This window comes from Desulfovibrio sp. (assembly GCA_016208105.1).
Lineage (GTDB): Bacteria > Desulfobacterota > Desulfovibrionia > Desulfovibrionales > Desulfovibrionaceae > Fundidesulfovibrio.
This window is the reverse complement of the sequence record JACQYS010000031.1, coordinates 1-25,943: the sequence shown is the minus strand read 5'-3', so window position 1 is coordinate 25,943 and position 25,943 is coordinate 1. Positions and strand designations below refer to the sequence as shown.

Genomic DNA, 25,943 nt, shown 5'->3' with positions numbered 1-25,943 from the left:
CCCATGTGCGGCATATGCGGTTTCGCCGGGCCCGGGGACGAGGCCGTCATAAGGGCCATGAACGCACGTATGGCGCATCGCGGACCGGACGGGGAAGGAATCTACCACTTCGCCAGGCACGGCCTGTATTTCGGCCACCTGCGGTTGGCCATCGTGGATCTGGCATCCGGCGCCCAGCCCATGTCCACCACGGACTCAAAGCTCACAGTCACCTTCAACGGCGAGATCTACAACCACCAGGAGCTTCGCCGCGAGCTTGAAGCCAAAGGGCACCGCTTCCAGACCAGCCACTGCGATACGGAAGTGCTGCTGCACGGATACCGGGAATGGGGAGCCCGGTTGCCCGGGAAGCTGAACGGCATGTGGTCCTTCGCGATCCACGACTCCGAACGGGGGGAGCTCTTTCTCTCTCGGGACAGATTCGGCAAGAAACCTCTCTACTACCATCTGCGCCCCGGATTTTTCGCCTTCGCTTCGGAGCTGACCTCCCTGTTGGAACACCCTGAGGTCCCGGACTCGCTGGACCTGTCAGCTCTGCGCAAATACTTCGCCTACGCCTTCATTCCCGCTCCCAACAGCCTCTACGCGAATGTGAATAAGCTTCCCGGCGGCTGGAACCTGCTGGTGCGCCTGGAAGACTTTTCTTCCAAGAAAGAGCGGTACTGGTCGTACAGGGTGGACCCCTTCGAAACGCTCCCCAAAAATCCTGAAGCCGAGTGGGGCGAACAACTCCGCGAGCTTTTGGATCGGGCAGTGAAACGCCGCCTCATGAGCGACGTCCCTCTGGGTGTGTTTCTCTCCGGAGGAATCGACTCCTCGGCCGTCACGGCTTTGGCTGCGCGCCACGTGAACAATTTGCGAACCTTCTCCGTGGGCTTCACGGAAGCCAGCTTCGATGAATCCGCATACAGCATCCGGGCGGCAACGCTTTTTCATACGCTCCACCACCAAGATACGCTGAGCCTGGACAAGGCCTTGGACATTCTGCCCGAACTCCTTGCCCGTTTGGACGAGCCCATGGGCGACAGCTCACTCCTGCCTACCTACCTGCTCTGCCGCGAGACCAGGAAACACATCACTGTGGCCCTGGGCGGAGACGGAGCGGATGAGCTGTTCGCCGGGTACGATCCTTTCAAGGCCTTGGCCACGGCCGAGCGCTACTCCAGCCTCTGCCCCAAGCCCGTACACAAAGCCTTGCGTCTCTTGGCCTCACGCCTTCCCGTAGGGCACTCCAACATGCACCTGTCCTTCAAGGTGAACCGGTTCCTCACGGGGCTCTCCTATAAAATGCCCTTGTGGAACCCCGTCTGGCTCGGCGCTCTGGAACCGAAAATGCTCGAGGAGCTCTTCTCGTCCCCTTGCGACCCGGAAGACATATACTCCGAAGCCATCGAAGCATGGGAGAACGCTCCCTCCACCAGCATAGTGGACAAGACCCTGGAGTTCTACGCCAAGCTCTATCTCCAGGATGGAATCCTCATGAAGGTCGACAGGGCCAGCATGCTCAACTCCCTTGAAGTGCGCGCGCCCTTCCTGGACATCGAGCTGGTGGACCTGGCCAGACGCATTCCTCATGGCTACAAATTCCGTAACGGCCAAGGCAAATATATCCTGAAGAAAGCCCTGGAGCCACTGCTCCCGGCGGATATCCTTCACCGCAAGAAAAAAGGATTCGGTGCACCCGTGGGCTTGTGGTTCCACCAGGGCAAGTTGCAGGCATCCGGCGAGCCGCTCCCCAGTGCCCTCAATTGCGATTTCGTGCGAAAGATGGAACGCGAACACCGCCAAGGCCTGGCCGACCACCGCCTGCTGTTGTGGAATCTCTGGGTGCTTGGGCGCCACAAGGGGCGCAGGACGCAATGATACTCTGGTCCAATCTGGAATACGTCACCCTGCGTATCATACGCCGTTTCCTGTTCAACGGGGACGTGCTGGACCGCCTGGGAACATTCATCCCCTATTGGCGGGTGAACCAGGGGCGCCTGGACCCGGAGCCCATCGTCACAGCCTATCAGCAGCTTGCCAGACAGGCCGGTATCAACCTCCATGACAGGCGGGTAGTGGAACTGGGGTGCGGCGCAACCAACGGCACCGGCTACGAGTGGACCGCCCGCTTCGGCGGCCACTGGACTGGGGTGGAACCCTTCGCCCTCTTCGACCAGGACCTGGACGCGACTCTTTTCGCCAATGTCCGCATGAGCCAACCACGTGCTTCACGCGAAAATACAAGCCGCATGCGTGACCTGGCCGGGCTGGAATCGTCCAGCGCCGACATTATCGTTTCCAACTCCGTACTGGAACATGTGCGCGATCCTCTGGCCCTTTTCGAGCAATGCAGCAGGGTGCTGGTTCCGGGAGGACTGATGCTCCACCAGGTGGATTATCGCGACCACTTCTTCAAATACCCCTTCCACTTCCTCACTTTTTCCAAGGCGCTTTGGGACAATCTTCTCGATCCCGGCGATCTTCCCCGCTACCGGCTGGATGAGCATCTCGCGGCTCTCCGCGTCAGCGGATTTGACTGCGAGGTGCTCAAGCGGGAAACTGACTTTGCGGCTCTGTCAGCCGTTGTGCCCTTCTTGGCCCCCGAATTTTCGACGCGCGACCGGGACATGCTCTCAACCACCACTGCTGCCCTGGCCTGCAGGAAAGCCCTCTGATGCGCATCCTGTGCATAAATTACGAGTATCCTCCGCTTGGAGGCGGAGCGGGCAACGCCACGGCTCACATCGCCAAGGAGATGGCCCTTCAGGGCGCGGACGTGCAGGTGGTGACCTCGGCCTTCAAGGGCTTTGCCAAATGGGAACAGGCCGATGGCTTCAGCATCCGCAGAATCCCGACCATTAGGCGTAACGAAGAGAAATGCGCAGCCTGGGAAATGGCCATTTTCATGGCCAGCGCCTGCCTGTTCGCCCCCATGCTGGCACGGACATTCAAGCCGGATGCGGTCATCGCCTTCTTCGGCATTCCATCCGGCCCATCGGCCTGGCTGTGCAAGGCCATCCACGGCATTCCCTACGTGGTGTCCCTGCGCGGGGGCGATGTGCCTGGCTTCCAACCCTACGACTTGGCCCGGATGCATACTCTCACAGGCCCCCTCATCCGTTTTTTATGGAAACAAGCCGTAGCCGTGGTGCCAAACAGCGCAGGCCTTGCCGCGCTGGCCAAGTCTTTCGAACCGAAGCTTAACTATCCCGTCATTCCAAACGGTGCTGACACTCTCCTTTTTTCTCCTCGAGATACTGACCGCAAACCCGGCCCGGTCCGGCTGTTCTGCCACGGGCGGGTGGTGTACCAGAAGGGCCTGGACGTGCTGCTCGCCGCCCTCGGGCTACTCGCACCTCACTTGTCCTGGGAGTTGCACATCGCCGGGGATGGCCCCCAGAGGCCTGAACTCGAAAAACAGGCAATGAATCTTGGAATTGGCGACAGAGTTATCTTCGAAGGCTGGATGCGCCGCCCGGAACTGGCCGCTTTGATGCGTGAGATGGACTTGTTCGTGTTCGCCTCCAGGGACGAAGGCATGTCCAACGCGGTGCTTGAGGCCATGGCCTCGGGTTTGCCAGTGGTGGCCACACGCATCGCCGGGAATGAAGAACTGGTGGTTCCCGGGAAAACGGGTCTTCTGGTCCCCACCGAGTCGCCTGACGAGCTTGCCGAAGCCATGGCTAAACTCATCCAGGACCAAGCGCTTCGTGTGGCCATGGGACAAGCCGGACGCAAAAAGGTGGAAAAGGAGTATTCCTGGGCATCGGTGGCGGCGCGTTATCTGGCTCTTTGCGATGAGCTGCGCCAGAGCGGCCATACGGGGACATAGGTACACCACATGTGCGGCATCGCTGGCATCATCGCGCCCGAGGGGAGTAGGCCGGACAGGGAATCCCTCGCGGCAATGGCCCAGGCCATCGCCCACCGGGGACCGGACGGTCAGGGTTTCCATGTACGAGAGCGTGTCGGGCTGGCTCACTGCCGCCTGGCCATCATCGACCTGGCCACCGGCGACCAGCCCATGTGCAACGAGGACTCCACCCTCTGGATCGTCTTCAACGGCGAGATTTACAACCATCTGGACCTTCGCAGCGAGCTCATCGGCAAGGGGCACCGCTTCGCCACAGCCTCGGACACGGAAGCCATCCTGCACGCCTACGAGGAATATGGCCCCGCATGCACCGAAAAACTAAGGGGCATGTTCGCGTTCGCAATCTGGGACGAACGCAGGCAGACCCTGTTCGCTTCCCGTGACCGTCTGGGCAAGAAGCCCTTTTATTATTGCCTTCACGAAGGACACTTCCTCTTTGCATCAGGACCCACAGCCCTGCTGGCCTTCCCCGGCGTCTCGCACGAGGCGGACCTGGAGGCCATCGGATTGTATCTTACCCTGCAATACGTTCCTGGCCCCCAAAGCGCATTCAAGGCTTTGAAGAGCCTTCCCCCCGGACATAATCTCGTTTTTACACACGGACGTGTTGAGACCTCACGTTACTGGAAGCTCTCTTTCGAACCCAAATTCAACGCGTCGGAGGAAGAACTCAAAACAGAACTGCGGGAGATGCTTTCCGAGTCGGTGCGTATCCGGCTCATGTCCGAGGTTCCTCTTGGTGCCCACCTTTCCGGTGGTATCGATTCGAGCATCATCACGGCGCTCATGGCGAAGCTGAGTGGTACGCCTGTGAAGACCTTCTCCATCGGGTTCGCGGAGGAAGCCTTTTCCGAGCTGCACAAAGCCCGGGCCGTGGCCCGTCTCTATGGAACGGACCACAACGAGTTCCTTGTGGAGTACGGGCACGTTCCGGACACCTTCGAACAGATCGTGGCCCATGTTGGAGAACCCTTCGCGGACCCGTCCGCTCTTCCCTCATTTTTTCTGGCCCGCGAGACCAGGACAAAAGTCACGGTGGCCCTGAACGGCGATGGCGGTGACGAGCTCTTCGCGGGCTACCAGCGCTACTGGTTGGACCCCCTGGCCGCCCCCTACGCGGCATTGCCCCGGTTTCTCACCCAGAAACTGTTTCCGGCTCTGTTGCACACGATACCGGAGCCCAAGGACAGGCCAATCGAGTCCAACTGGGTGGCGGGACTCAAACGTCTTTCCCAGGTGGCCGCAGTGAGCCCAAAGGCAAGCATCATCCGCTGGGGCTCGTATTTCAGCCCCGAAGCTGCCCGCGATCTCTGGAGGAAGGAAGCCCGTCCCGATTCGGATCCGGTGGGCATGCTCGCAAGCATTTTCGACACCTGTTCGGCCTCGAGCTTCCTGGACCGGACCCTGGCCACGGACCTGGGCTCCTACCTTCCCGGTGACCTACTGGTTAAGGCGGATCGTATGGCCATGGCTCACGGGCTTGAGGGCCGTTCACCACTGCTCGACCACAAGCTGGCAGAATGGGCCGCAAGGCTTCCAGCGCGTTTCAAGGTACGGGGGAGAAACGGAAAATATCTGCTGCGGTCGACCTTCGCGGAGTTGCTTCCCCCCGAGGTTACGGCTCAGGGTAAACAGGGGTTCGGCATTCCCGTGGGCAAATGGCTGCGCGAGGGCCTGGCCGGGTGGTGCCGTGAACTGCTTCTGCATGGCCTGGCTGCAGAGCGTTTATTCAAGCCGGCAGCAATCTCCCGGCTGCTTTCCGAACACGCCGGAGGTGCCATTGACCACGGCAAGCGCCTCTGGGCTTTAGCCGCTCTGGAACTCTGGCTGCGCCGCTTCAACGTCCTCTAGAATTTCTTCACTCTCTTGGGATCAACGAGCGCTGACACAGGCCAAGGCGCGTTTTGCATCCCCTCGCCGGACCGAAAATATGGTGTCGCTCATCTCATCGAGACTGGACTGAATCTCCTCCAAGGCGGGGGGAGTGGGAAGAACCGGCAGGGCCAACCCCTCGAAATCAACTGGTTTGAAGGCCATGTCACTGTCTATCTTGCAGACGTCTTCCCCGGTCATGCCACCGACTATGGCTTCCTTCCCCGCGGCGTGCGGGTCCATGCTCTTGGCGTAAGCCAACACTGTGGAGGGGGTCTGGCAGGTATTCACCGAGCAGACCTCGGCATTTATTTTTTCCGCCAGGTCCTTGAGCGTGGCGTAATTGGGCAGAAGAACCTTCTTCCTTGGGTTCTTTGGGTCGTTTCCGTAGCTTCCCTCATTGTAGTCGAGTGTTGCCTGGCGTACGGCTTCGTAAGCATACCGGACGCTTTTTCGGTACCGGCTCGCCTCGGTAAAGGCGAAGGGCGGTTTGAAACGCCACGGGTCCCCAGCAGCGGCGGCCAGGGCTGGGATATGACCGGCCTGCATGCCGCGCTCCCGGAAGAATGTGAGCGCGACGTCCGCATCCACCAGCAGCGTAAACAAGGTGTTCCACTTCCTGAGGGCCTTGACCGCCACGGACTTCACTCCCCCCGCCAGTGAAGCGAATCCCTCCAGCCTGGCCTCCATTTCCTTGCGGCGGGAAAAGAAATTCTCCGCCATCTCGGTCATGGTTTCGTTGTAGAATTCGTCGAAAAAATCCTTTCGGCCAGGCATTCCGGTCCCCTTTTGCCAGCAGGCCATACCTACGGCTCCTCCTGCCGATTTGCAAGCCTTGGTAATAGACGGAGTTTATTGATCACCCAGGTCGTCACCGTTTCTTAACATTCATTTCACTCATCCGGCACGCCTTCAATGCGGTTCTCTGTAAGTGCTTGCCCATGCTCATGAGTATCAAGAGCTTCAAGCCGTTCATCCCCCTGTCCACTCCCCTCAAAGGGGATTACCCACACAGCTGTGACTCCCTCTCGCTGCTCACCGCTCCGCACCGTCAGGCTGTGGAGACTCTGCTCAAACACGGAGGCATGGTCAGCGTACTGCTGTTCGAGATCCAAGATTTTTACGTCTACTCCAGGGTATATGGGGCTGAGATCGCAGACGCCCTGAGCCTAGCGGCGGAAAGGGAGCTCGACGCTCTGATCAAGGACAGGCTCTCAGGCTTGCCGCTCGTGGTACTGGACAGGCTCGAAGGCGATAAATTCATGTTGGCCTTGGGCGGTTATGCCACCGACATTACCACGCTACATCGTACAGGCTCTGTTCTGCGCCTGAACCTGCGGGCCAAGCTCAAGCGCGAAGCGCTCAATCTCACTGGCCAAGATATCGAGATCGCCATGGGCGCAGCACAACTCCCGGCCGGTTTACGCAAAAAGCCCGAGCAAGCCGTTCACTCCGCTCTGGCCGACGCCCACAGGATGATTCGGGGCACCCTGGACCCTGCCGGCGCCATTTTGCTCAAGGAGTTCCGTACCGTTTTGAACTCTCCCAGTGTCAGGGCCGTATACCAGCCCATAGTGGATCTGAGAGGAGGAGATATCTTCGCCTGGGAGGCTTTGGCCAGAGGGCCTATCGAAAGCACATTTGAAAACCCGGACATGCTTTTCAGCTTCGCTGAAGAGCACGACTTGGTGTTTCCGCTGGAGCGCGCCTGCCGGGCGGCTGCCTTGAACGGCTTCGGTGAGCTGGCATCTGGCAGGACACTCTTTTTGAACGTCCACCCCCGAACGCTTGTGGACCCGGCCTTCAACCCGGGGGAGACGCTCAAACTGTTGGAATCTCTGGGGCTGGAACCCCATAACGTGGTGCTCGAGATCACCGAGCGCCACTCCACCAAAGACTTCTCCCTTTTTCACCGCACCCTCGACCATTACCGGGGCGAGGGATACAAGGTGGCCGTGGACGACGTGGGGACCGGCTATTCTGGTTTGTGGTCCATCGCCGAGATACGCCCTGACTTCATCAAGCTGGACATGTCGCTCATCAGAGGCATTGACGCCAACCCGGTGAAACGCGCCCTCATCGAGACCTTCCTTACTTTTTCAGACAAGGTGGGATGCAAGATCGTGGCGGAAGGGATCGAAACCGCCACTGAGTTATCCTCTCTGGTGTCCATGGGAGTCCACTACGGGCAGGGGTACTTTCTGGCCCGCCCCGCGTCCCCAAAACCCGCACTCTCGCCCGAAGCCACCCTCTTCTTCCAGGGGCACAAACGCCGCTTCTCGTCCGATCTCAAATGCTCCACACCCATCGGCACCCATGCCGGAGAGGCCCCGCAGGTTCAAGCGCAATCCCCTGTGGGCGATCTGAAGCGTTATTTCGACGCCAACTCCCAGATCAGCTCTGTGGCGGTGGTTTCAGGCAGACGCCCTGTGGGGTTGGTCACCAGGCATCAAATGGACAGGGTTCTTTCCTCGCAATACGGCCTGGCCCTGTACACCAACCGCCCCGTAACCAAGATAATGGACACCCAGCCCCTTATTGTTGACTGGAACACCCCCGTGGAAATGGCGGCTCAGGCGGCCATGACCCGCGACGGCTATAAGGTTTACGACAACGTACTGGTGACCAGGGAGGGTCTCTTGGCCGGGCTGGCCTCGGTACAGAAGATCCTGGACGCCCTGGCTCAGGTGCAGATGGAAATGGCCAAAGGGGCCAACCCGCTGTCGGGACTTCCTGGAAACGTGACCATCGAGCGGGAAATTGAAGGCCGTGTCGACTCGAACTCTCCGACCAGCTTCATCTACGCCGATCTGGACAACTTCAAAGTGTTCAACGATTCATATGGATTCAAAGCCGGAGACGAGATCATCCTGCTGGCCTCGCGAATCTTGTCCTGGGCTATCCGCCGGCACGGTTCTCCCGCCGATTTCCTCGGGCACGTTGGCGGGGATGACTTCGTCATCTGCTCCACTCCGGACAAGGCCGAGCGCATCTGCAAGGCGGTCACCCGGTGCTTTTCCAGACTTGTCTTAAGTTGCTACTCCGAAACGGATCGTTTGGCAGGATTCATCGTGGGAAAGGACCGGTCCGGGAAAGAAGGGAAGTTCGGGTTCGTCTCCGTATCCCTGGCCATAGTGGACTGTCAGGGGCACTGCACCCTGGAGGACATTTCGCACCGCTCCGCTGAGATGAAAAAATACGCCAAGAGCCTGCCCGGAAACGTCTGGGTGCGTGACCGGCGGGGGCCGCTTGGCCTGGCCTCATGCCCGCCCAGACCTGAAGATATCGCCTGCTAAACGAAAGAGAGGATGTGCTCAATAAGCGCCCGCTCGTCAAAAAACGGGGGGTTGGCCGGGTTCGACAATTCAGCCTCGACCACCTTGATTCCAAGAGATTCGATCTGTTCGATTCCAAGCGGGGCCTGATAATTCATCCCCTTGTCCAGAAGCACGAAGTTCAGAAGCGACTCGGTGGGCCGAGGCTTGGTGCAACTGGCGTGGAGATATTCCAACAGGCGAAGCACGCTCTGGCTCAAGGACAGTCCGTATTGTTCCGGGTCGCCCACGGGATTTGGCACGAACACCTTGGGGCACTGGGCTTTGGCTATGGCGTCACCCACCCCCTTGGGGAGGAGATTCGCCACAATGCTCGAGTAGAAGCTGCCTATGGGATAGCAGATCAGTTCCGACGAGCGGATAAGCTCTTTCACCTTTCTGCGCAGCTCGACCTCCACCGGGCTCAGGTCGTCCCGGCCCTCGCACAAGTAGACGCGCTTTACCGGCTGCTCAATGGGGTTGGTTTCTTTTCCCGTGAGCAGGTGCTGTCCCGCCAAGAGGGTCCCGTCAGCCAGTTCGGTCACCAGGGTCAGATCCTTGTTTATTATGGGCCTAACCGTACCTCGGGCCTTCACCAGCATGGTGAACATGTAGATCACCGGGTCTATCTGGCGGTTGTAGTTGAAGAATCCCCCAGCCAGGATGAGGTTGCCTATGCTGGCCCCACGCAGGTCGAAATCCGTTCCCTTCATGGTTTTTCGGAAAAATTTGAGGTGGGAGCGGATAATCTTGCGCATGGGATCGGGCACAGCGGCCACCAGCGGATCGCGGCCTTTGATCATGCCATCGAGAATGGTCCTCAGTTCTTCCTGTTCCAGATCCTTGGGCAGGCGATGCGCGAAAAGGTCGTAAATCTGGTGGTTCCCCCGCAGGGACCGGTCTGCCAGGGCCATGAGCCGATAGCGCAGGTCGCCCACGGCCAGCATGTGAAACGCCTGGCGCAGCTTTGCCGAAGACCCCCCTGAATCAAAGGGGGTGAGCAGATGCACGGAGTTGTGCGTATAGTTGACCAATTCCCGGGACAGGTCCCTCAAGGCAGTGCCGCCACTGAAAAAAAGTACCTTCGGGCCAAGCTCAGGGGTTTTCAGATACCGGGCGATCTTTACCTTGTCAGGCAGCGAGACCGTGTGGGAAATGGTAACCGTGGGCACCTGTCATCCTTTCAGAAGTTTCGTGAGCATGGAGGCCGCCAACAGGAAATCAGTCCCCCCGGTTACCTCGAACACCGAGCATCCCTTGAGTTCATCAAGGTAGGCCTCTTCGGAAAAATCCGGGAGGGGCATGTCGTGCCCCGCGTCGAAAAAAAGACCTGCGCTTTTCATGAAAGCCGGAAGCAAGTCCCGGCGCGAGGCGAGGTCTACCGGAGCAACTCGTGGTTCGCCCCCCTCGCGCTTCCAGTTGAGTATGGCCAACCCCTTCATACGCACTTCCAATTCGAAGCGGCCTGGCCCGAAGCACTCGTCAATGAATGCGTCATACTTGTGTTCCAGGCTCCACAACTCCTCGGGGGGCATATTCCTGAAAGCTCTTCGCTCTTGTTTGGGCATCACCGAGGCCAGACTCGGATTGTTGAGCACGGTTCCGGGATTGACCCTGGGCATTTTGGCAACGCCGTACATGGTGAGGCACCCGTTGTCACGGCCGATCATCACCCTGTCGTTGGAGACGAAATTAAGCCCCAGATTCATCATATGCAGGGCTAGGGTGGACTTACCCATGCCCGAGAATCCGGCAAGGGCCATCCCTTCCCCCCTGAATGACACCCCGGCCGCATGGCCCAGCAGGCACCCCTGGTTCAACTTGTGTTCGATGAACCGGTTGTTGATGAAGTTGACAACCTGATTGGGGTTCTCCAGGCAAGGGCCAAGAGCCACATTCTGGCCACCCCCGAAGATGAAGAGCATCCCGGTGAGCCGCTTGCGCACCACGCGGCCATGAGCGAGTTCCGCCCACTCTTCCTTGACCTTGCTCTTGCCAGGCTCCGGCTCCTTCGCCGAATAGGTCAGGGGTAAATCCTGCGGCGCGCATTCGATGGCCATCACTTCGCAATGGGCGGTCCCTGAGCTTCGAAGGAAATCCCTGAAGTAGTCGGCGAGCCAGGCAACGAGCCGTTCATCATTGGAAAGAACATCCACGCCGTAGCTGCCGAAGCCAAGCTTGAGAAGGTGGGTGCACGGATATTGGGCCACAAAGGGGGCTGCAAGCTCCCGTACTGTCAGCAGGCTCATGAAATGCTCTCCAGAACATGGCGGGCGTAAGCATCCGCCGCGTCAATGCCGCAGGCGTCCAACAGGCCACGGAAGCCTCCAAACGCAGACACTTCAAAGATAATTGGCCCCTGGCTCGTCTCAGCCACGTCCACGCAGGTAAAGGCCATATCGAAAAGGGCCTGGGCCTTTTTTGCCAAGGCTATGATCTCTGGCGATGGATCGCAGGGAACATACTTGCCGCCCGCATTGGTAGTGGTGTTCCAGCTTGAGCCGCCAGACTTGCGGGCATAGGTGGCCAGGTATTCTCCGCCAAGGAAGGTGACTCCCAAATCCTTTTCCAGGGGCGGCAGCATCTTCTGCAGATACATCACGTTGTTTCCCGCAGCCTGAAAGGCATTAATGCGCTCCCAGGCCCCCTCCCCAGCCGCGATTACTTCCATTCCCCTGGCCTTGGTGGAGTACAAGGGTTTGAACACGGTCCGCCCGAACCGTTCAACTGCGGCCAAGGCCTCCTCGGCGTCCTCGGTAATGACCGTGGCGGGCATGGGCAATCCGCCCGCGTGCAAGGTCACGGTGCAGCTCAGCCGGTTAATGAGCCGTATGATGGAGGAAGGCCGGGAGAAAATGGGCAGGCCTTTGAGTTCCAGGAAGCGGAGCATCTCAAGACGGTCCAAGACGCCCGGAGAATACTGCGGAGCGATCTTTTTTATTATGAGCGCATCGAGTTCAAGAAGGTCCTGCCCGGCAAAAAAAACGGTTCCACGGTCGAGGTCGAGAACCGCCTTGTCCATGTCGATGAGCAGACGAAAACCCGTCAGTTTTTTGCACGCGTCCGCCAGTATCTCGGAAGACCAGCCATCCGAGATTCCGACCACACCAATCTTTTTCATGCCTGGCTCCTGGGGCTCAATAGATGAGCACATCCTCGGGCAGGATGAAGTCCTGCCAGGGTTTTCCACCTTGCTTGTGGTTCATGAGCTTTCGCATAAGGTATACGCCGCGCATGAACATCTCCCGGGCGAATCGGAGGTTGAACTCGAACCGGCTGGAGGTGATGAAAGAACGGATCAGCCCCAGGGTCAGGCGGACTTCAAAGGTTGTGTCACCGGTTTCTGCGGCGAATTCTCGGGCGAATGCAAGAAACTCCCGCATGACCCTGTCCAGCCGGGTGCGTAACAGGCTGTCCAACACGGGCAACCGGAAGTTGGAAATGAGGAACACGGACACGTCCTGAACAAAATCGCTGTCTTTGGAGCGATGCAGATCGATGTAGTGGATTCGTTGTTCTTCGTGGTTGTACACGATGTTGTTGATGTTGAAGTCGCCGTGGATGAACACCGAAAAGGGGGCTTCGAACTGGGCCTCCAAACTGGCGATCTCCTCCACCAACGCTTCGAATGCGGGGACGCGCTCCCCGGCAAGCTCCATCTCCTGAGTGCGAAACGACGGGTGCATGCGGAACACGTCGTCGAGGCGCTGGCGAAGCTGGCTTATGTACTCAGCCCTGACCGGCTTGTTTTCGCGGGTCTGGGTCCAGAGTTGCCGGGCAATCTGTTCCAGGATGAACGTGGCGTTGGCCGCGATTTCGGGCGCCCCGGTGAGCACCACCTCCTGGTACGTGCACCCGCCCAGGTATTCCATGAGCATGCTGGCCGAATCCGCGTCCACATGAAAGGCCTGCACCCTCGGCGGCAGACCCGGCATGATGGCCTCCCAGCGGCGGATATTCTCTGCCTCCCGGCGCAGCTTGTCCGCGTTGCCCTCCTTGAAGAGCACGCCGCTGGATCTCCCCCCTTGGCGCTCTTTTTCAACTTTCCCGATACGGCACCCTGAACGGGTCCCCCAGATGGAATGGAATTCGCCGTCGGATATGGGGACTTCTTGTCCCAACTCGGTCAGAGTTTCCTTGAGAGCCCCGTATTGGTGGATCTTGAACTTCTCACCCACGGCCGCGAAGATGATGGCTTCGCCGATGTTCAGGATGGTGTCGCCCATGCGCTCAAGGTAGCGGAAGATATTGTGTGATGTGATGCAGTTCTCCGGTGATTCCCCCTTGCGCAGATCGGCCATTATGATGTCGAAGTTGGCCTTGAACAGGGCGTCCAGAGTCACTTCCGCCCGGCAGATCTTGAAGGCCAGGGTGACGTCCTGGTTATAAAGCGCCTTCACCACCAGGCGCAGGGCCTTTATGATCTCGGTGAAAAACGCCTTGTAGTCGTAGCGTTTGATGAAATGCGGATCGCGCAGGTACTGCGACTGCATCACGATGTTCACGGCATGGTCAGCCAGACGCTCAAGGTTGGAGGTGATGATGTTCACCGCCCGGGCCAGGTCTATGGCCCGCTTGTCGCCGCCGAAACCGGTGTGGATGCGCGAGAAACACTTATTCTCGATCACGCTTTTCAAGTTGTCTATATAGTCGTCCCGGCTCTCAATCTTGGCCACCATGGCCGGGTCGGGTTTCTCGAGCACCTTGAGGGTATTCTCCACCTGCTTGGTCACTTCCAGGACCATGAAGCGAAAATTCTCTTCGACTCCTTCGAGAAGACGCATCGCCTAATCCCCGCCTCCGGAAGAGGATATCACCAGCATGTCGTCTTCCTTGATGGCCTCGTCGACGCTTTCGCGCCAGGCGAACTTCATGGCCAATTTCATGCGCCCATCCTTGGCCTTGGCCTCCAGGGCGAAGCCGATAAGGCCTTTGGGAGCCAGCACCATATCCAAATCCTTTCGGGCGAAGTGGATTTCCCCTTTTTCGAAACCAGCGGTCAGTGCCTTGAGATACTCCACCAGGGTCGGCACGTCCTGCACCGACTCGTAGGAGAACTTGCCTTCCTTGGCCGGTTTGTCGCGCTTGTCAGCCTTGTCCATCAGATACGTCCTTAGGTCTTTTGTTCCCGGGGACACACTCCACCCCTCAATAAGCCCGATTCCTGGAAGGAAACTTCCTACTCAAGCCGGTCCCGGTATTGATCCATCACGGTCTTGCGACTCACTCCGGACATGATGAGCCCCTTGGCGATGACCAGGTCGTCCCAGGCGGGCTGCAACCCCACCTCGCGGGCGGCCTTGTCTTTATCCTGCTCGGCCGGCTTTTTGAGCTTTTCGCTCATATGACAGTCATCGCCCATGAAGATGAGCATGGGCCTTTCCTTGTGGTAGCCTCGCCGGTTCTGATCCAGAACCACGTTGATCAAGAACTCCGTGTACTGCTGCGACTGGGGATTCCAGACCTCGATGCCGTCCACATCGTAATTACGCAAAAGGATCGGCCAGAACTGCTCCGGGTGGGGGATCACGATGCCCGCCCCAATGGAGCGAGCTTCTTCCACAACCTCCGAGGCGCGGTAGAAGTAATCCAGGGCGAACCCTTCCTTCACGACTTCCTTCACCGCCTTGGCAAAAACCTGGGCCTTGTTGACGAAACGGGCATCGTAGGATTCGCGCAAACAATCAAGATAGTTACGCACGAGTTTGTTTTTGATTGCGTCTTCAGGCGTGCGTGACTCATTCATCAGGATGAGGCTCTTCAGCTTTCGGGCGTGGATGGCCGTGAACTCTACCACATCTTCGTCAGAACCGGCCTTGGCAGCCGCCTGCTGGCGCCGTTCGGCCCATTCCGGAGCGCACAAGGCATCAAGGTACTCGAAAAGCTGCGACGAGCGGTACTTGAAGGTGTGCTTCAGCATGTTCATCAGCACTCCGGCACGACCCAGCCGGTCGGCGCGCATGTGGATAAGCAGCTGCACTTTGCGGTTGAAGCCGTGGGAATAGCAGTCCACCTCCACTCCGGCATACTCGCCCCAGGTGAGTATCTGGTTGTGCTGGGTGGGGATGATGAGTTCGTCCTGGCTTGCGGGGTACATGGCCGCTATGCGGTCCCGGATCATGTCCATGGGCACCTGTTCAGGATGCCAGTGCACGCCCAACACGTATTCCTGACGGGGAAAACAGACCTGCGGGGTGCGGATTGCCCGGGCCTGTTCGGGAGTCACCCCGTCGCAAGTTAGGCCCAGAAACGTCTCCATGTCCCAGTCTGTTACTTCCCGTGGTATACGGGCCAGATCAACCTCCGAGGGAACGTTCAGCCCGGCCCTTACCAACTCTATTTTCGTGCCTGCCATAGGGGACCTACGCGTAACGGGAATGGCAATCCCGTTTGAGTTGCGCCAGCTCGCTGTGAACGGCCTTTAAAGTCTCCAGATCGGAGATTGCCAAGGCCGCCTCGAAGGCGTTGGTTTTTTCCAAATAGGCTTTGTAGAACTCATCACCCTTCCCAGGGTAGCTGACCATGAGTTTGGAGTCGGCGATGAAACTCTGGGCCTCAAGAGCCGGGGGCAATTGTCCCGCGGCCAGAGCCGCGCCGATGGCCTTGAAGGTTTGCTTCATGTGTTTTTTGAGCGACGAATATTTTGGAAGGGCGTCCGATTCGTCGTCATCATCCTCGGTTTGGGCTCCAGTCGTTGCCTTCGGGAACTTCACCGAAAGTTTCACCAGGATCTTGCCGTCGAACGCAGGCTTGATGGACAGCTTCAGCCCCTTGAATCCTTCCAGACTGACAGCTCCGGCTTCCCCGGCCAGTTCGCCACGATCAAAATCCGTTGCCAGGTCTCGCAGCCATCCAGCGACCGCGCTTTTATCGAGCATCCTTTCACATTTATGCTTGTTGCTCATGCTCATGGGATTGTCCTCCCCAGTATAAAAACAGTCTTATTCATACCACCTTCCGCATGGGAGGCAAAGGCTTCAATACCCACCGTCCATTACGAACTTGTTACCGCGCGCACACTGCCAAGGGGCAGGGCAAAAATTTCCAGCGGCATCAAACTTGCTTGCTGTCAGTGAGATGAGTGCAACCCCCCGGAGACCTCACATGCGCAAGCTCGCCAAGCGTACCCCCCAGATATGGCTCCTGGGCTTGGCCGGACAGCCGGCCAAGCGTATCCGCCAGGCGACTCCCGAGGCTTTCGAGGTGAAGCGCTTCGACCTGCGGGACATACCTAGCCAAAGCGACTACGACCGGACCGAACCCATCGCGGTGTTCGTCGACGTGGCCACGTGGAGGACCCTGCGGGCAAACATGCCTGCCTGGATCAAGATGGCCCGCAAGGTTTTGGTCGCCCCCGAGAGCGAAGCGCTGGAGCATTCAGAGGTTTTGGCTCAAGGCTTCCTTTCTTGCCTCTCCCCTCCCTTTGGCAAAGCGAAAATTTCCGCTGCTTTGGAAGCTGCCCGCGAGGCCGCCGGGTTCTATGACGACATTTCAAGAATTCTCAGCGAAGCCCAGCGCGAAAGGGACCAGCTTGTGCAGGAGAACGGCCGGCTTGCATTTTTCCAGCACATTCTTGCCAGGGGCATGTCCAGCCTGAGCATTCCCTCCATACTGTCCGGCATGCGCGAGGATCTCGGACTCGCCTTCCCTGTTTCCGAAGTTCTTGGCGTTTTCTGGGGACCAAGCTCAGAGAGCGAGATATTTTTGCCCGAGGGACTGCCTGCCCAGGCCAAGGCCTCCCGGACCGACTATCTGCTGGATCTGGCCTCAAGGCTTCGTGGCGCTCCGTCCAGGTCCTATAGATCCCATACCATTCCCGGCGGAGACGATTCGGCTCCTGCCGAACCTGGGCGGGCCCTGCTCGTTCCCTTGCACCATCTGGATGTCCCTTTCGGCTGCTTATGCGTTCTTATTCAGCGGGATCTGGCAAAGCACGAACAGGAAACGGCCCGCCAGGCACTTCTCCAGCTTGCTCCTTGCGTCAAAAACTCCCTGGATTATCTTCTGCTGAAGCGCCGGGCCGACCGGGACGGCCTAACCGGGCTTTTCAACCGCCGGTCATTTGACGCCCGCCTGGATCAGGAACTCAAGCGCCATATGCGCCATAAGGAAGGCTTTGTCCTTCTCATGGCCGACCTGGACCATTTCAAAAAGGTGAACGACACCTTCGGGCACCTTGCCGGGGACGCGGCGCTCAGGCACGCGGCCAATTCCCTTGAGGCAGGGCTTCGCTCCACTGATTTTCTGGCCCGCTATGGGGGAGAGGAATTCGGGATAATCCTGCCGCACACCGGGCAGACCCAGGGGTGGATGCTGGCTGAACGGCTTCGCCGCCGGATAGCCGCAACCGAGCTTCGCTACGGCGGCCAGGCGATCGGGGTGACCGTGTCCATCGGCTTGGCCACGTTCGTTCCGGGCCAGGCAGCCACACCTGCCGGCCTGCTGTCCCAGGCGGACCAGGCCTTGTATGCGGCAAAGAACGCCGGGCGCAACCGGGTGAGCATCGCCACCAGCCGCGAGGACCAGCGCGACGCCGCACAAGGCGGCGAAATGCTGGCTGGCTAGCCGCATCCACGTTCGCCTTCGCCCCGGCTGTGCCGAGGCGTCCCTTCCTACAATTTGCTCTTGAGCACCATGTCTGTAATCGGTCCCCGGGACCGGTCGCCCTTCAGCACAATGTACCCGTAGTTGTTGAATCCCCTGAATTTGCGCACGATCCAGTTGAGTCCGTTGTTGGCCTCGTTCAGGTAGGGATTATCCACCTGGGAGGTATCCCCCAGACACACGCATTTCACTCCTTCGCCCATGCGGGTGAGAAGGGCCCGAACTTCGGTGCGAGAGAGGTTCTGGGCCTCGTCTATGATCACGAAGGCGTTTTCGATGTTCATGCCGCGCACGAAGGCCAGTGGCAAAATCTCGAACTTCTTGGCGTTGAAGCGCAGGGTCTCGTCGTTGGGGTTTAAAAAAAGCTTGTTGGCCGGGCGCTGACGGTGGAGTTTCAGGAGCAGGTCGAAGATGTACTTCATGTAGGGTTCCATCTTTTCGGCCACGTCCCCCGGCAAGAACCCCATCTTCGCCCCGATCTCGATGGTTGGCTTCACCACGAAAATCTTCTCGTAGAGCTTTCGCTCCAGCACCATGTACAGGGCCGCCGCCAGGGCCAGGTAGGTCTTGCCGAACCCTGCCTCGCTCTGGATGGACACCAGGTCAACATGCTCGGCTGTGATCAGCTCGAGAGCCAGGTTCTGATAGACGGTTCTTGGTTTCAAATTCCAAATGTCGTTGACATAATTGATCGCCCTCTCACCCTCGTGGTTCAGGATGACCGGCTTGCCGTCGCGCCACAGGAAACTGTTGGGCGGGGCGTCCTCCGCCGCCTCCACGAACCCGGTGTAGAGCTGCGATTCGGACTCGAACGGCTTGGAGTCGCGCAGTTCCTCGCTCTTGATGTTGCGAAGAGAAGCCTGGAGCTGCAAAAGCCTGTCGTTGGTGACCAGTATGGGATCCTGGATGTCGTGGGCGGTCTCGATTTCGCGCAGGATGTAGTTGTCGACGATGTTGGTGAAAGGCGAGTCGGAGTTGCCGTTGCGGATGAAGGTGATGTGTTCGCGGTTCTCGATGAGACTCGAGATGACCTTGGAGACTATGTGGCGGAGCTTTGGCGTGTTCTTGAGCGTCTCCAACTCCATGAGCACGTGGTAGGGGATGAATATGTTGTTTTCGTTGCCGTTTCTAAGCGCCAGTACCGAGTTCGGGTTTTCGATGAGGACGTTGGTGTCGATGACGTAATTCTTTCTCTTGCTCGAACCTTCCAGGGTCATTTGGCCTTCCTTTCAGGGACGTTCTCGCCGCGCCGCCGCGGTAATACGAAAACTATCCCTTTCGTGTGACGAATCCATGACCGGGAAGAGACGCCCGTTACGCCGCGCCTCCGCGCCTGTCTCGACTTGTTTGCTCCTGGCTGCACCTCCACATTATTCCTGGTTGCGTTCGCCTCCAATCTACCACGGCCGACACCGAATTGTCACCCGCTGTATATCATTCCCCAACCATGTCTGGGTATCTTCGCGCCCGTCTCACAAGGAGTACCGTCGTGAATATCCAACCCAGCCTTCGCGCCAAGCTCATCCTCTTCTGCCTTGCCATCGGCATTCTGCCGCTCGCCTTCATGGGCGTCTACAGCGTCCGCCAGGCGTCCGACAGTCTGTCCATGCAAGCGTTCAGCCAGCTTGAATCCGTACGCGACTCGCGAAAGCAGTCCCTTCTCCAGCTTGTGGACAAGTGGCATGCGGAGGTTCGCATTTATGCCTCGGTCAAGGAAGTCTACAGCAGCATAGCCATGCTCCGAGACATCTTCATGGGGAAGGCCAAACCGGGCCTGCGAGCAGACACGAGCGACCCCGAGTTCGTGGAAATGGTTCAGTTTGTGGCCCCGGCCTTCCAACCCTTCGTCTCTGTGCTCGGATACGAGGACGCCATCCTTGTGGACGACTACGGCCGAGTCCTCTTCACCGTGCAAAAAGGCCTGGAACTGGGAGAAGACTTGGCCAACGGCCCCCTCAAGGATTCCGCTCTGGCCCGCGCATGGCAAAAGGCTTTGAAGGGCCAGACTGTGTTCGAAGACTTCGCCCCGCATATTCCTCTCCAGGGTGAGCCCACCGCTTTCGTGGCCAGCCCGGTACGCAACCATGTGGGTGGAATCGACGGAGTCGCGCTTTTGCGCCTCTCCCCCAAGGATTTGGCCCCCATCATGAAGCCCAGATCCGGAAAAGACGATTCCGGGGAAAGTTATCTTGTGGGAGCTGACCGGCTCATGCGATCCGACAGCGCCTCTTACCCTCAGTCGCACTCCGTGGGCGCATCCTTCGCAAACCCCGCACAGGGGAAAATGGATACCCTCTTCGTGTCCGAAGCCCTTTCTGGCCGCACGGGAAGCGAGCTCTCCAAGGATATCTCAGGCAAGTCCGTCCTTGCCGCCTATGCCCCTATCAGCGTTGGAGAATCCACCTGGGCCCTGGTGACCGTCATTGACGAAGCCGAGGCTTTCGCTGCAGTCAGCAGACTCACTCATGCCAGCCTGCTCCTTGGTCTGGCCACTGCCGTCATCATCCTCGTCTGTTCCGTGGCCTTTTTGCGCCGTGAGATAATTCTGCCCTTTAAGTCGCTGCAAGTCTTCCTGGACCGCATCGCCGAAGGAGACTTCCAGGCCGAACTGACGGGCCGCTTCAAGTCCGAAATGGCCATACTGAGCGGAGGTCTTAGACGAATGGTGGGAGAGCTCAAAAACAAGCTTGGCTTCTCCCAGGGCATCCTTCAAGCCATGACCGTCCCCTGCCTGGTCACCGATCCGGAAGGCAATATCCTTTTTGTGAACTCGCCCCTCCTGGAGCTTTTGGAACAAGACGGCCCCGCCTCCCGGCATGTCGGTACGGGCGTGGACCGCTTTTTTGCTGGCAACCCGCGTCTGGCTCAGGCTCCTGAAAAATGCTTCCGGGAAAAACACCCTGTCCAGGAGGTGGAATCCAAGGGATGCGGCGCTCGTGGCCGGGTGTTCTTCGTCCGCCAGGACTGCGCCCCTCTCTACGACCTGGACGGAGTTCCCCTGGGCGTCTTCACGCTTTTCACGGACCTGACCGAGATCAAACATCAGGAGACGCTCATCCGCCGCCAGAATGAAAAGATCACCCAGGTGGCCGAACAGGCCAACTTAATCGCCCTGCATGTTGCCCAGGGGGCTGAGGAACTTTCCGGGCAGGTGGACAGCATCAAGGTTGGTGCCGCACTCCAAACAACCCGTTTGAACGAAACCTCCAAGGCCATGGCCGAAATGAACGACACCCTCATCGACGTGGCCAAAGTCGCAAGCGCCGCAGCCAGCAGTTCAGATTGCGCCATGACCCAGGCCAGAGAAGGCTCAGACGTTGTGTCCGAGTGCACGGTATCCATCGACGCTGTGTTCGATCTGTCCCGTCAACAACAGCAAGGAATGGATGAACTTGGGAGAAAAGCCACCTCCATCGGCCGCATCATCGACGTTATCGATGACATCGCGGATCAAACCAACCTTCTGGCCTTGAACGCAGCCATCGAGGCTGCCCGCGCTGGAGACGCGGGACGGGGATTCGCGGTGGTGGCAGGAGAAGTCCGGAAGCTTGCCGAGAAAACCATGGCCGCAACCCGGGAGGTCTCGCAGAGTATTGAGGAAATCCAGCGTGTCACTCAGCTCAATATAGAGGGCACGCAACGATCGTTCAGCGCGATTGCACAGGCCAATGACCTAGTCAAACGTTCCGGGAACGCCTTGGCCAGCATTGTGGAGTTCACATCATCCACCGCGGATCAGGTCCGCCGCATCGCCGCATCAGCGGAAGAGCAATCAGCCGCGCATCATCTGGTGAATTCGGCCGTGTCCGAGGTGAACGAGATTGCCCAAGAAACCTCCAATGGCATGGTCCACACTTCAGAGGCTGTCTCCTACCTGGCTGAACAGGCTGCGGAACTTAAAGACCTGACCGACAGCATGATTGGCTGTGAGGATACGGCGCCCGTGTGCACCAACAGCGTGCATGATATTGGCGCCAAGTTGGATGCGCTCAGGTTGCCTATGTGACGAGAGGGGACAAACGAGCTCAGTTTTCTTACGACCTGAACCGAACGAACGGGATTATGGAAATACGCTCCAAGCGTCTTCCAACTGGTCAAGGCAGAACAGTTACGTCCCCCAACTCTGCCCCCGCTTGTTGACTGTCGCATCGCCCCCGGTTTCTGCACAGGAATCCCCTCAGACAGTATGCTCCTGACCAATCGCTTCGCTGCAGTGCATCGTGGCGTGGACCTTTCTCCGCATGCAGGAACGCCCCGGTGCGAAAATGCATCCGGGGCGGCACTTAGTTGCTCACTTCTCTTGTTGTTAAAAACACAGTTGGCGGGAATTGCCACCTGCCCAGTTGGCATACTGTTGTGATGATGAATGCTGTCGGCTTCTCAGTGTAGCGTGTCAGTTCCCCAAAGACCTTCAGCCCTTTCTCTGCAGCCTGGCCCGAAGCACAATGGCGAGCAGATTCATACCCAGAACAAGGGCTATGAGCACCAGGGCGGTGCCGTATTGCAGGGGGCGGGTCTTGTCTATGTCGGTTCCCGCGGTGGCGAGCACGTAAATGTGGTAGGGCAGCGCCATCACGTCCGAGAACACCGAAGTGGGCAGCTTGGGTGCGAAGAACACAGCGGCGGTGAACATGATGGCCGCGGTCTCTCCGGCAGCGCGCGACAGACCGAGGATGGCCCCGGTGAGCATGCCTGGGATGGCCGCCGGGAGCACCACGAAGCGGATGGTCTGCCATTTGGTTGCGCCCAGTCCCAGCGATGCTTCCCGGTACGTGTTGGGCACGGACTTGAGGGCTTCCTCGCTGGTACCGATGATCACGGGAAGAACCAGGATGGTGAGGGTCAGCACGCCGGAAAGAATGCTCACCCCGAGCCCGAAAAAGGTGACGAAAAAGGCCAGCCCAAAAAGGCCGAACACCACTGAAGGTACTCCTGCCAGATTGGCGATTCCCAGACGGATCATACGGACCATTTTGCCTGGCTTGGCGTACTCGTTCAAATATATGGCCGCGCACACACCCAGGGGGAAGGCCACCAGCATGGACCCCATGGACAGGATTATCGTGCCGATTATGCAGGGCAGAATGCCACCAGCTGTCATGGAGTTGCGAGGCGGCTGGGAGAGGAACTCCCAGGATATGGCAGGCAGGCCGTTGTAGAAGAGAAAAACGCAGATAATGCCCAGTGCAGCCGCATTCACCAGGGCCGCGCCCTTGAACACTCCCCACATCAGGCTCTGGACGCCCCTGCGCCGTTTGATAAGCTTGTCGTTTCTACGCATATCGCTCTGGCCTCTACAGAGTGGCGGCTCCAACCTGTTTGTGTTTTTCGGAAATGTGCTGGGCGATGATGTTGAAAACCAGGGTGAACAGAAACAGCACGATGCCTATGGCAAAAAGCGCGTGGTAGTGGTCCGAGCGAAAAGGCGCTTCGGCCATTTCGGCTGCGATGGAGGACGGCATGGGCCGGATCGCTGAGAAAATCGACTTGGGGAGAATTGCCGCTCCACCCGCCACCATGAGCACCACCATTGTTTCCCCAATGGCCCTGGACATGCCGAGAATGACGGCGGTGGACACGCCTGAAAGCGATGCGGGCAGAATAACCCTTCTTATGGTCTCCCAGTGGGTGGCTCCCAAGGCCAGGGATGCCTCCTTGAGTTCGCGCGGAACAGCGTAGATGGCGTCTTCGGAAACCGAACAGATGGTGGGCACGGACATGAAGGCCAGCATCAGACTGGCGTTGAACAGGTTAAGGCCGGTGGCCAAGTCGAATGTGTCCTGGAGAAATGGGGCCACCACCACCATGCCGAAGAAGCCGATAACCACCGACGGCAACGCTGCCAGAAGTTCCACCAGTGGTTTGAGTATGCCGCGTGTCTTGGCCCCGGCTATTTCCGCAAGGTAAACCGCGGTCATGACACCCAGGGGGATGGCTATGGACGACGAAAGCGCCGTCACCGCGATAGAAGCCATGATGAGGGGGAAAATCCCAAATTCCGCAGGCTCGGCAGTCGGATACCACAGGTTCCCGAAGAGAAACTCCATCACACCCACATGCTTGAAAAGAGGAAGCCCTTCCAGGAAGAGGTAGATCATGATGAGCGCCAGGGACACAATGGACACCATGGCGGTGATCATAAAGAAATAACGGATCAGATCGTCTTTGAGCTTTCGGCTGATGGCCACTGCAGGCTCCAAATCCGGGCCCCCCGTGGGGGACCCGGCGGATTGTTGGATGCTATTTCTTTACCGGGAAATAGCCGACTTCGCCGATCATCTTCTGGCCCTTGGCCGGATCCAGGATGTAGTCCACGAACTTCTGCACCTCGGGGGTGGCCTTCTCGGGGACAATGATGAACAGGCCACGCGAGACCGGGTAGCTCTTGTCAGCCACGGTCTTCTCGCTGCCAGCAACACCGTTGACCGGAAGCGCCTTCACGGTGTTGTTCACGTAGGCGTAACCGTCGTAGGCGATTGCGTACTTGTTCTTTCCCACCACCTGCAGCACCGCGCCGGAAGAAGCCTGAAGAAGGGCGGCCGGGGTCACCTTCTGGTCCTTCATGATCAGTTCCTGCCAGGCTTCGTAGGTGCCGGAGGAGGTATCGCGGGATATGACCACGATTTCCCTGTCGTCTCCGCCGACTTCCTTCCAGTTCTTGACCTTGCCGGCGAAAATGCCCTGAAGCTGTTCGGCGGTAAGCCCCTTCACGGGGTTGGCCGGATTCACGATGGGCGCCAGGGCGTCCAGGGCGATCTCCACAGGCTTCACCACGCGGCCCTTTTCCTTGGCTGCATCCATTTCCTTTGGCTTCATCTCGCGCGAAGACATGGCAACATCAGTAGTGCCGTCGATGATGGCCTTGATGCCGTTGCCTGATCCGCCACCTGAAACGGTGATGTTCACCCCGGGGTTGGCCTTCATGTAGGCCTCTACTATCTTCTGCATGGCGGGCAGCACGGTGGTGGAACCGTCCACTCGGATGTTGGTGTCTGCCTGGGCCAGGCTGGCCGTAAGCAGTAATGCAAAAAAGAAACTGGCGATTTTCTTCATGATCTTTAGCCTCCAAATGTTATTAAGGGATGTTGCCGGAGACTCGGGTCCGGCAGCATGCGGACCCTAGGAGGAACATATTACAGTTGTGTTACAAGGCTCAAGAGAATCTGTTACAAAAGTCCTACCCTGCCCTATGCCGCCATAATATCTGTTCATTCTGGCCGCCGCCAATGTTACGCCATCCTGCTCTCCATGCTTTCGGCCAATCAAACGGACCACCGTGGGTTCTGGGGGATGTGCCCTGCCCGGAAAGGGTTCCCTGGACGAACTGTTTTCGACAGAGGCCTTTCCGCTGTTCTCGGCCAGGAAAATGCCGTGCAACATGGTTTTGTAACGTGACCGCCCTTTACCGCGTCTAAGGAAATCTCCTTTTTCTTGCCAAAAACCAACTCGGGGATTATTTATTAAGCGTCCCTTTCGGTTTCCAAGGACGGGAACCCCGCGAAACCTCGCGGTCAGGCAAGGCTGCCTAATCGGGCTATTCGCCCCGGGAGCTCGTCCATGGAAGCATCCAGCCAAATCAGGCAGGCTTCCCAAAACCACTTGTTGGCATCCGTTTCAGCACGGGTGATCACTCGCGCCTTCGGTCTGCGCCTGGGTGGATTCGGCGTCGATTACACTTCAAAGCAGGTGCTGGTCGACCCGGAAGGCCAGACCGAGCGCAAGCAAGCCGATACCGCCGGGCAGGCGTTCAATAGTGAACTCGATCGAGATAATCTCAGGGAGCAGGTGTTTGATGCGTCCTGGAGAGAGGCCGTACATACCCCAGAACCCGCTCCCACCCATCCGGATCCAGTTTGGAGAAAAGGCCTGCAGGCCTATGCCAGGGCAACGGACATGCTCCTTGCCGAGTCGGCAAGGGCCGCACGAACGAAGTTGGCCGTTGCTTGACGCGCTGCTCGCTCCCTAATCTTCATTGTCAACACAGCTGATTTCTCCTCCCAGAAAAAATCTTACAATCGCCTGAACATACAGGACAGTTGTTAGAGACGTTCCGCATCACACATTTTATGCGGGCACTGTTCACCAGGGAAAACGCCTGGGGGCCTATTTTTTCTATTTACCCCTTGATGCCACATCCGCTTATCGCATACGGAGACGTGGCTATCCCCTTAACTCCGCATAGGTGACAGGGGTGGCACTGGAGCAGGCCCTCAAGAGGCGGTCGAAGCCCTGCCCAGGCCAGAAACGGCGGTTGAATCGGTAGCAGAATTCATCGAGGTATTTTTGAAGATGCT

The 25,943-nt window shown here is 58.5% G+C and carries 20 protein-coding genes; 8 read left to right on the top strand and 12 right to left on the bottom strand.

The annotated features are described in order from the left end of the window. The first annotated feature begins 3 nt into the window (after positions 1-3). The 4 genes from asnB (HY795_18660) to asnB (HY795_18645) are packed head-to-tail and all read left to right on the top strand — an operon-like array spanning position 4 to position 5,710. Complete coding sequence (gene asnB, locus HY795_18660) at positions 4-1,863, top strand: asparagine synthase (glutamine-hydrolyzing) (protein MBI4807241.1); 1,860 nt, start codon at positions 4-6, stop codon at positions 1,861-1,863. After that, positions 1,860-2,660 (top strand): class I SAM-dependent methyltransferase, encoded by an 801-nt coding sequence (locus tag HY795_18655; GenBank protein MBI4807240.1) that lies wholly within the window; start codon positions 1,860-1,862, stop codon positions 2,658-2,660. The genes asnB (HY795_18660) and HY795_18655 overlap by 4 nt, the downstream gene beginning before the upstream one ends. A gap of 5 nt (positions 2,661-2,665) precedes the next feature. Then, positions 2,666-3,817 carry a glycosyltransferase family 4 protein gene (locus tag HY795_18650; GenBank protein ID MBI4807239.1) on the top strand — a complete coding sequence of 384 codons (1,152 nt, stop codon included), beginning with the start codon at positions 2,666-2,668 and terminating at the stop codon, positions 3,815-3,817. A 9-nt stretch (positions 3,818-3,826) separates the two neighbouring features. Further along, positions 3,827-5,710 carry an asparagine synthase (glutamine-hydrolyzing) gene (gene asnB, locus HY795_18645; GenBank protein MBI4807238.1) on the top strand — a complete coding sequence of 628 codons (1,884 nt, stop codon included), beginning with the start codon at positions 3,827-3,829 and terminating at the stop codon, positions 5,708-5,710. A 21-nt stretch (positions 5,711-5,731) separates the two neighbouring features. On the opposite strand, the gene HY795_18640 is transcribed toward asnB (HY795_18645), so the two are convergent. Further along, positions 5,732-6,508, bottom strand: coding sequence for a hypothetical protein (locus HY795_18640; protein MBI4807237.1), 777 nt, complete (start codon positions 6,506-6,508; stop codon positions 5,732-5,734). A 164-nt stretch (positions 6,509-6,672) separates the two neighbouring features. Between HY795_18640 and HY795_18635 the strand changes: the two genes are divergently transcribed. Then, positions 6,673-9,027: an EAL and GGDEF domain-containing protein gene (locus HY795_18635; GenBank protein ID MBI4807236.1), complete on the top strand. Its 2,355-nt coding sequence runs from the start codon at positions 6,673-6,675 to the stop codon at positions 9,025-9,027. Here HY795_18635 and HY795_18630 read toward each other — a convergent pair. From HY795_18630 to HY795_18600, 7 genes are all read right to left on the bottom strand, one after another. Continuing rightward, positions 9,024-10,217 carry a GAK system CofD-like protein gene (locus HY795_18630; GenBank protein MBI4807235.1) on the bottom strand — a complete coding sequence of 398 codons (1,194 nt, stop codon included), beginning with the start codon at positions 10,215-10,217 and terminating at the stop codon, positions 9,024-9,026. The two genes, HY795_18635 and HY795_18630, sit on opposite strands and share 4 nt — an antisense overlap. 3 nt (positions 10,218-10,220) lie before the next feature. Then, positions 10,221-11,294 carry an HprK-related kinase B gene (locus tag HY795_18625; GenBank protein ID MBI4807234.1) on the bottom strand — a complete coding sequence of 358 codons (1,074 nt, stop codon included), beginning with the start codon at positions 11,292-11,294 and terminating at the stop codon, positions 10,221-10,223. Then, a complete protein-coding gene (locus HY795_18620; protein MBI4807233.1) occupies positions 11,291-12,166 on the bottom strand; it encodes a GAK system ATP-grasp enzyme in 876 nt (291 codons plus the stop codon). The genes HY795_18625 and HY795_18620 overlap by 4 nt, the downstream gene beginning before the upstream one ends. Before the next feature lie 16 nt (positions 12,167-12,182). Continuing rightward, a complete protein-coding gene (locus tag HY795_18615) occupies positions 12,183-13,829 on the bottom strand; it encodes a phosphotransferase (protein MBI4807232.1) in 1,647 nt (548 codons plus the stop codon). A gap of 3 nt (positions 13,830-13,832) precedes the next feature. Further along, positions 13,833-14,147, bottom strand: coding sequence for an amphi-Trp domain-containing protein (locus tag HY795_18610; GenBank protein MBI4807231.1), 315 nt, complete (start codon positions 14,145-14,147; stop codon positions 13,833-13,835). Between the two features lie 77 nt (positions 14,148-14,224). Next, entirely contained in the window at positions 14,225-15,400 is a 1,176-nt protein-coding gene (locus tag HY795_18605) for a hypothetical protein (protein ID MBI4807230.1), read from the bottom strand. A gap of 7 nt (positions 15,401-15,407) precedes the next feature. Then, the gene (locus HY795_18600) at positions 15,408-15,956 is read right to left on the bottom strand and encodes a GAK system XXXCH domain-containing protein (protein MBI4807229.1); all 549 of its coding nucleotides are present in this window, start codon (positions 15,954-15,956) and stop codon (positions 15,408-15,410) included. A 193-nt stretch (positions 15,957-16,149) separates the two neighbouring features. Between HY795_18600 and HY795_18595 the strand changes: the two genes are divergently transcribed. Then, on the top strand, positions 16,150-17,610 hold the full coding sequence (locus tag HY795_18595; protein MBI4807228.1) for a GGDEF domain-containing protein: 1,461 nt from the start codon (positions 16,150-16,152) through the stop codon (positions 17,608-17,610). Between the two features lie 47 nt (positions 17,611-17,657). On the opposite strand, the gene HY795_18590 is transcribed toward HY795_18595, so the two are convergent. Continuing rightward, positions 17,658-18,866 (bottom strand): PhoH family protein, encoded by a 1,209-nt coding sequence (locus tag HY795_18590; GenBank protein MBI4807227.1) that lies wholly within the window; start codon positions 18,864-18,866, stop codon positions 17,658-17,660. A gap of 272 nt (positions 18,867-19,138) precedes the next feature. On the opposite strand from HY795_18590, the gene HY795_18585 reads away from it, so the two are divergent. Then, positions 19,139-21,655, top strand: a complete 2,517-nt coding sequence (locus HY795_18585; protein ID MBI4807226.1) for a PAS domain-containing protein — start codon at positions 19,139-19,141, stop codon at positions 21,653-21,655. 405 nt (positions 21,656-22,060) lie between these two features. On the opposite strand, the gene pstA is transcribed toward HY795_18585, so the two are convergent. The 3 genes from pstA to HY795_18570 are packed head-to-tail and all read right to left on the bottom strand — an operon-like array spanning position 22,061 to position 24,702. After that, positions 22,061-22,930, bottom strand: a complete 870-nt coding sequence (pstA, locus tag HY795_18580; GenBank protein MBI4807225.1) for a phosphate ABC transporter permease PstA — start codon at positions 22,928-22,930, stop codon at positions 22,061-22,063. 13 nt (positions 22,931-22,943) lie between these two features. Continuing rightward, positions 22,944-23,837 carry a phosphate ABC transporter permease subunit PstC gene (gene pstC, locus HY795_18575; GenBank protein ID MBI4807224.1) on the bottom strand — a complete coding sequence of 298 codons (894 nt, stop codon included), beginning with the start codon at positions 23,835-23,837 and terminating at the stop codon, positions 22,944-22,946. Between the two features lie 52 nt (positions 23,838-23,889). Then, positions 23,890-24,702 (bottom strand): PstS family phosphate ABC transporter substrate-binding protein, encoded by an 813-nt coding sequence (locus HY795_18570; GenBank protein MBI4807223.1) that lies wholly within the window; start codon positions 24,700-24,702, stop codon positions 23,890-23,892. A 504-nt stretch (positions 24,703-25,206) separates the two neighbouring features. Here HY795_18570 and HY795_18565 point away from each other — a divergent pair. Then, a complete protein-coding gene (locus HY795_18565; GenBank protein MBI4807222.1) occupies positions 25,207-25,596 on the top strand; it encodes a hypothetical protein in 390 nt (129 codons plus the stop codon). Positions 25,597-25,943: the final 347 nt, after the last annotated feature.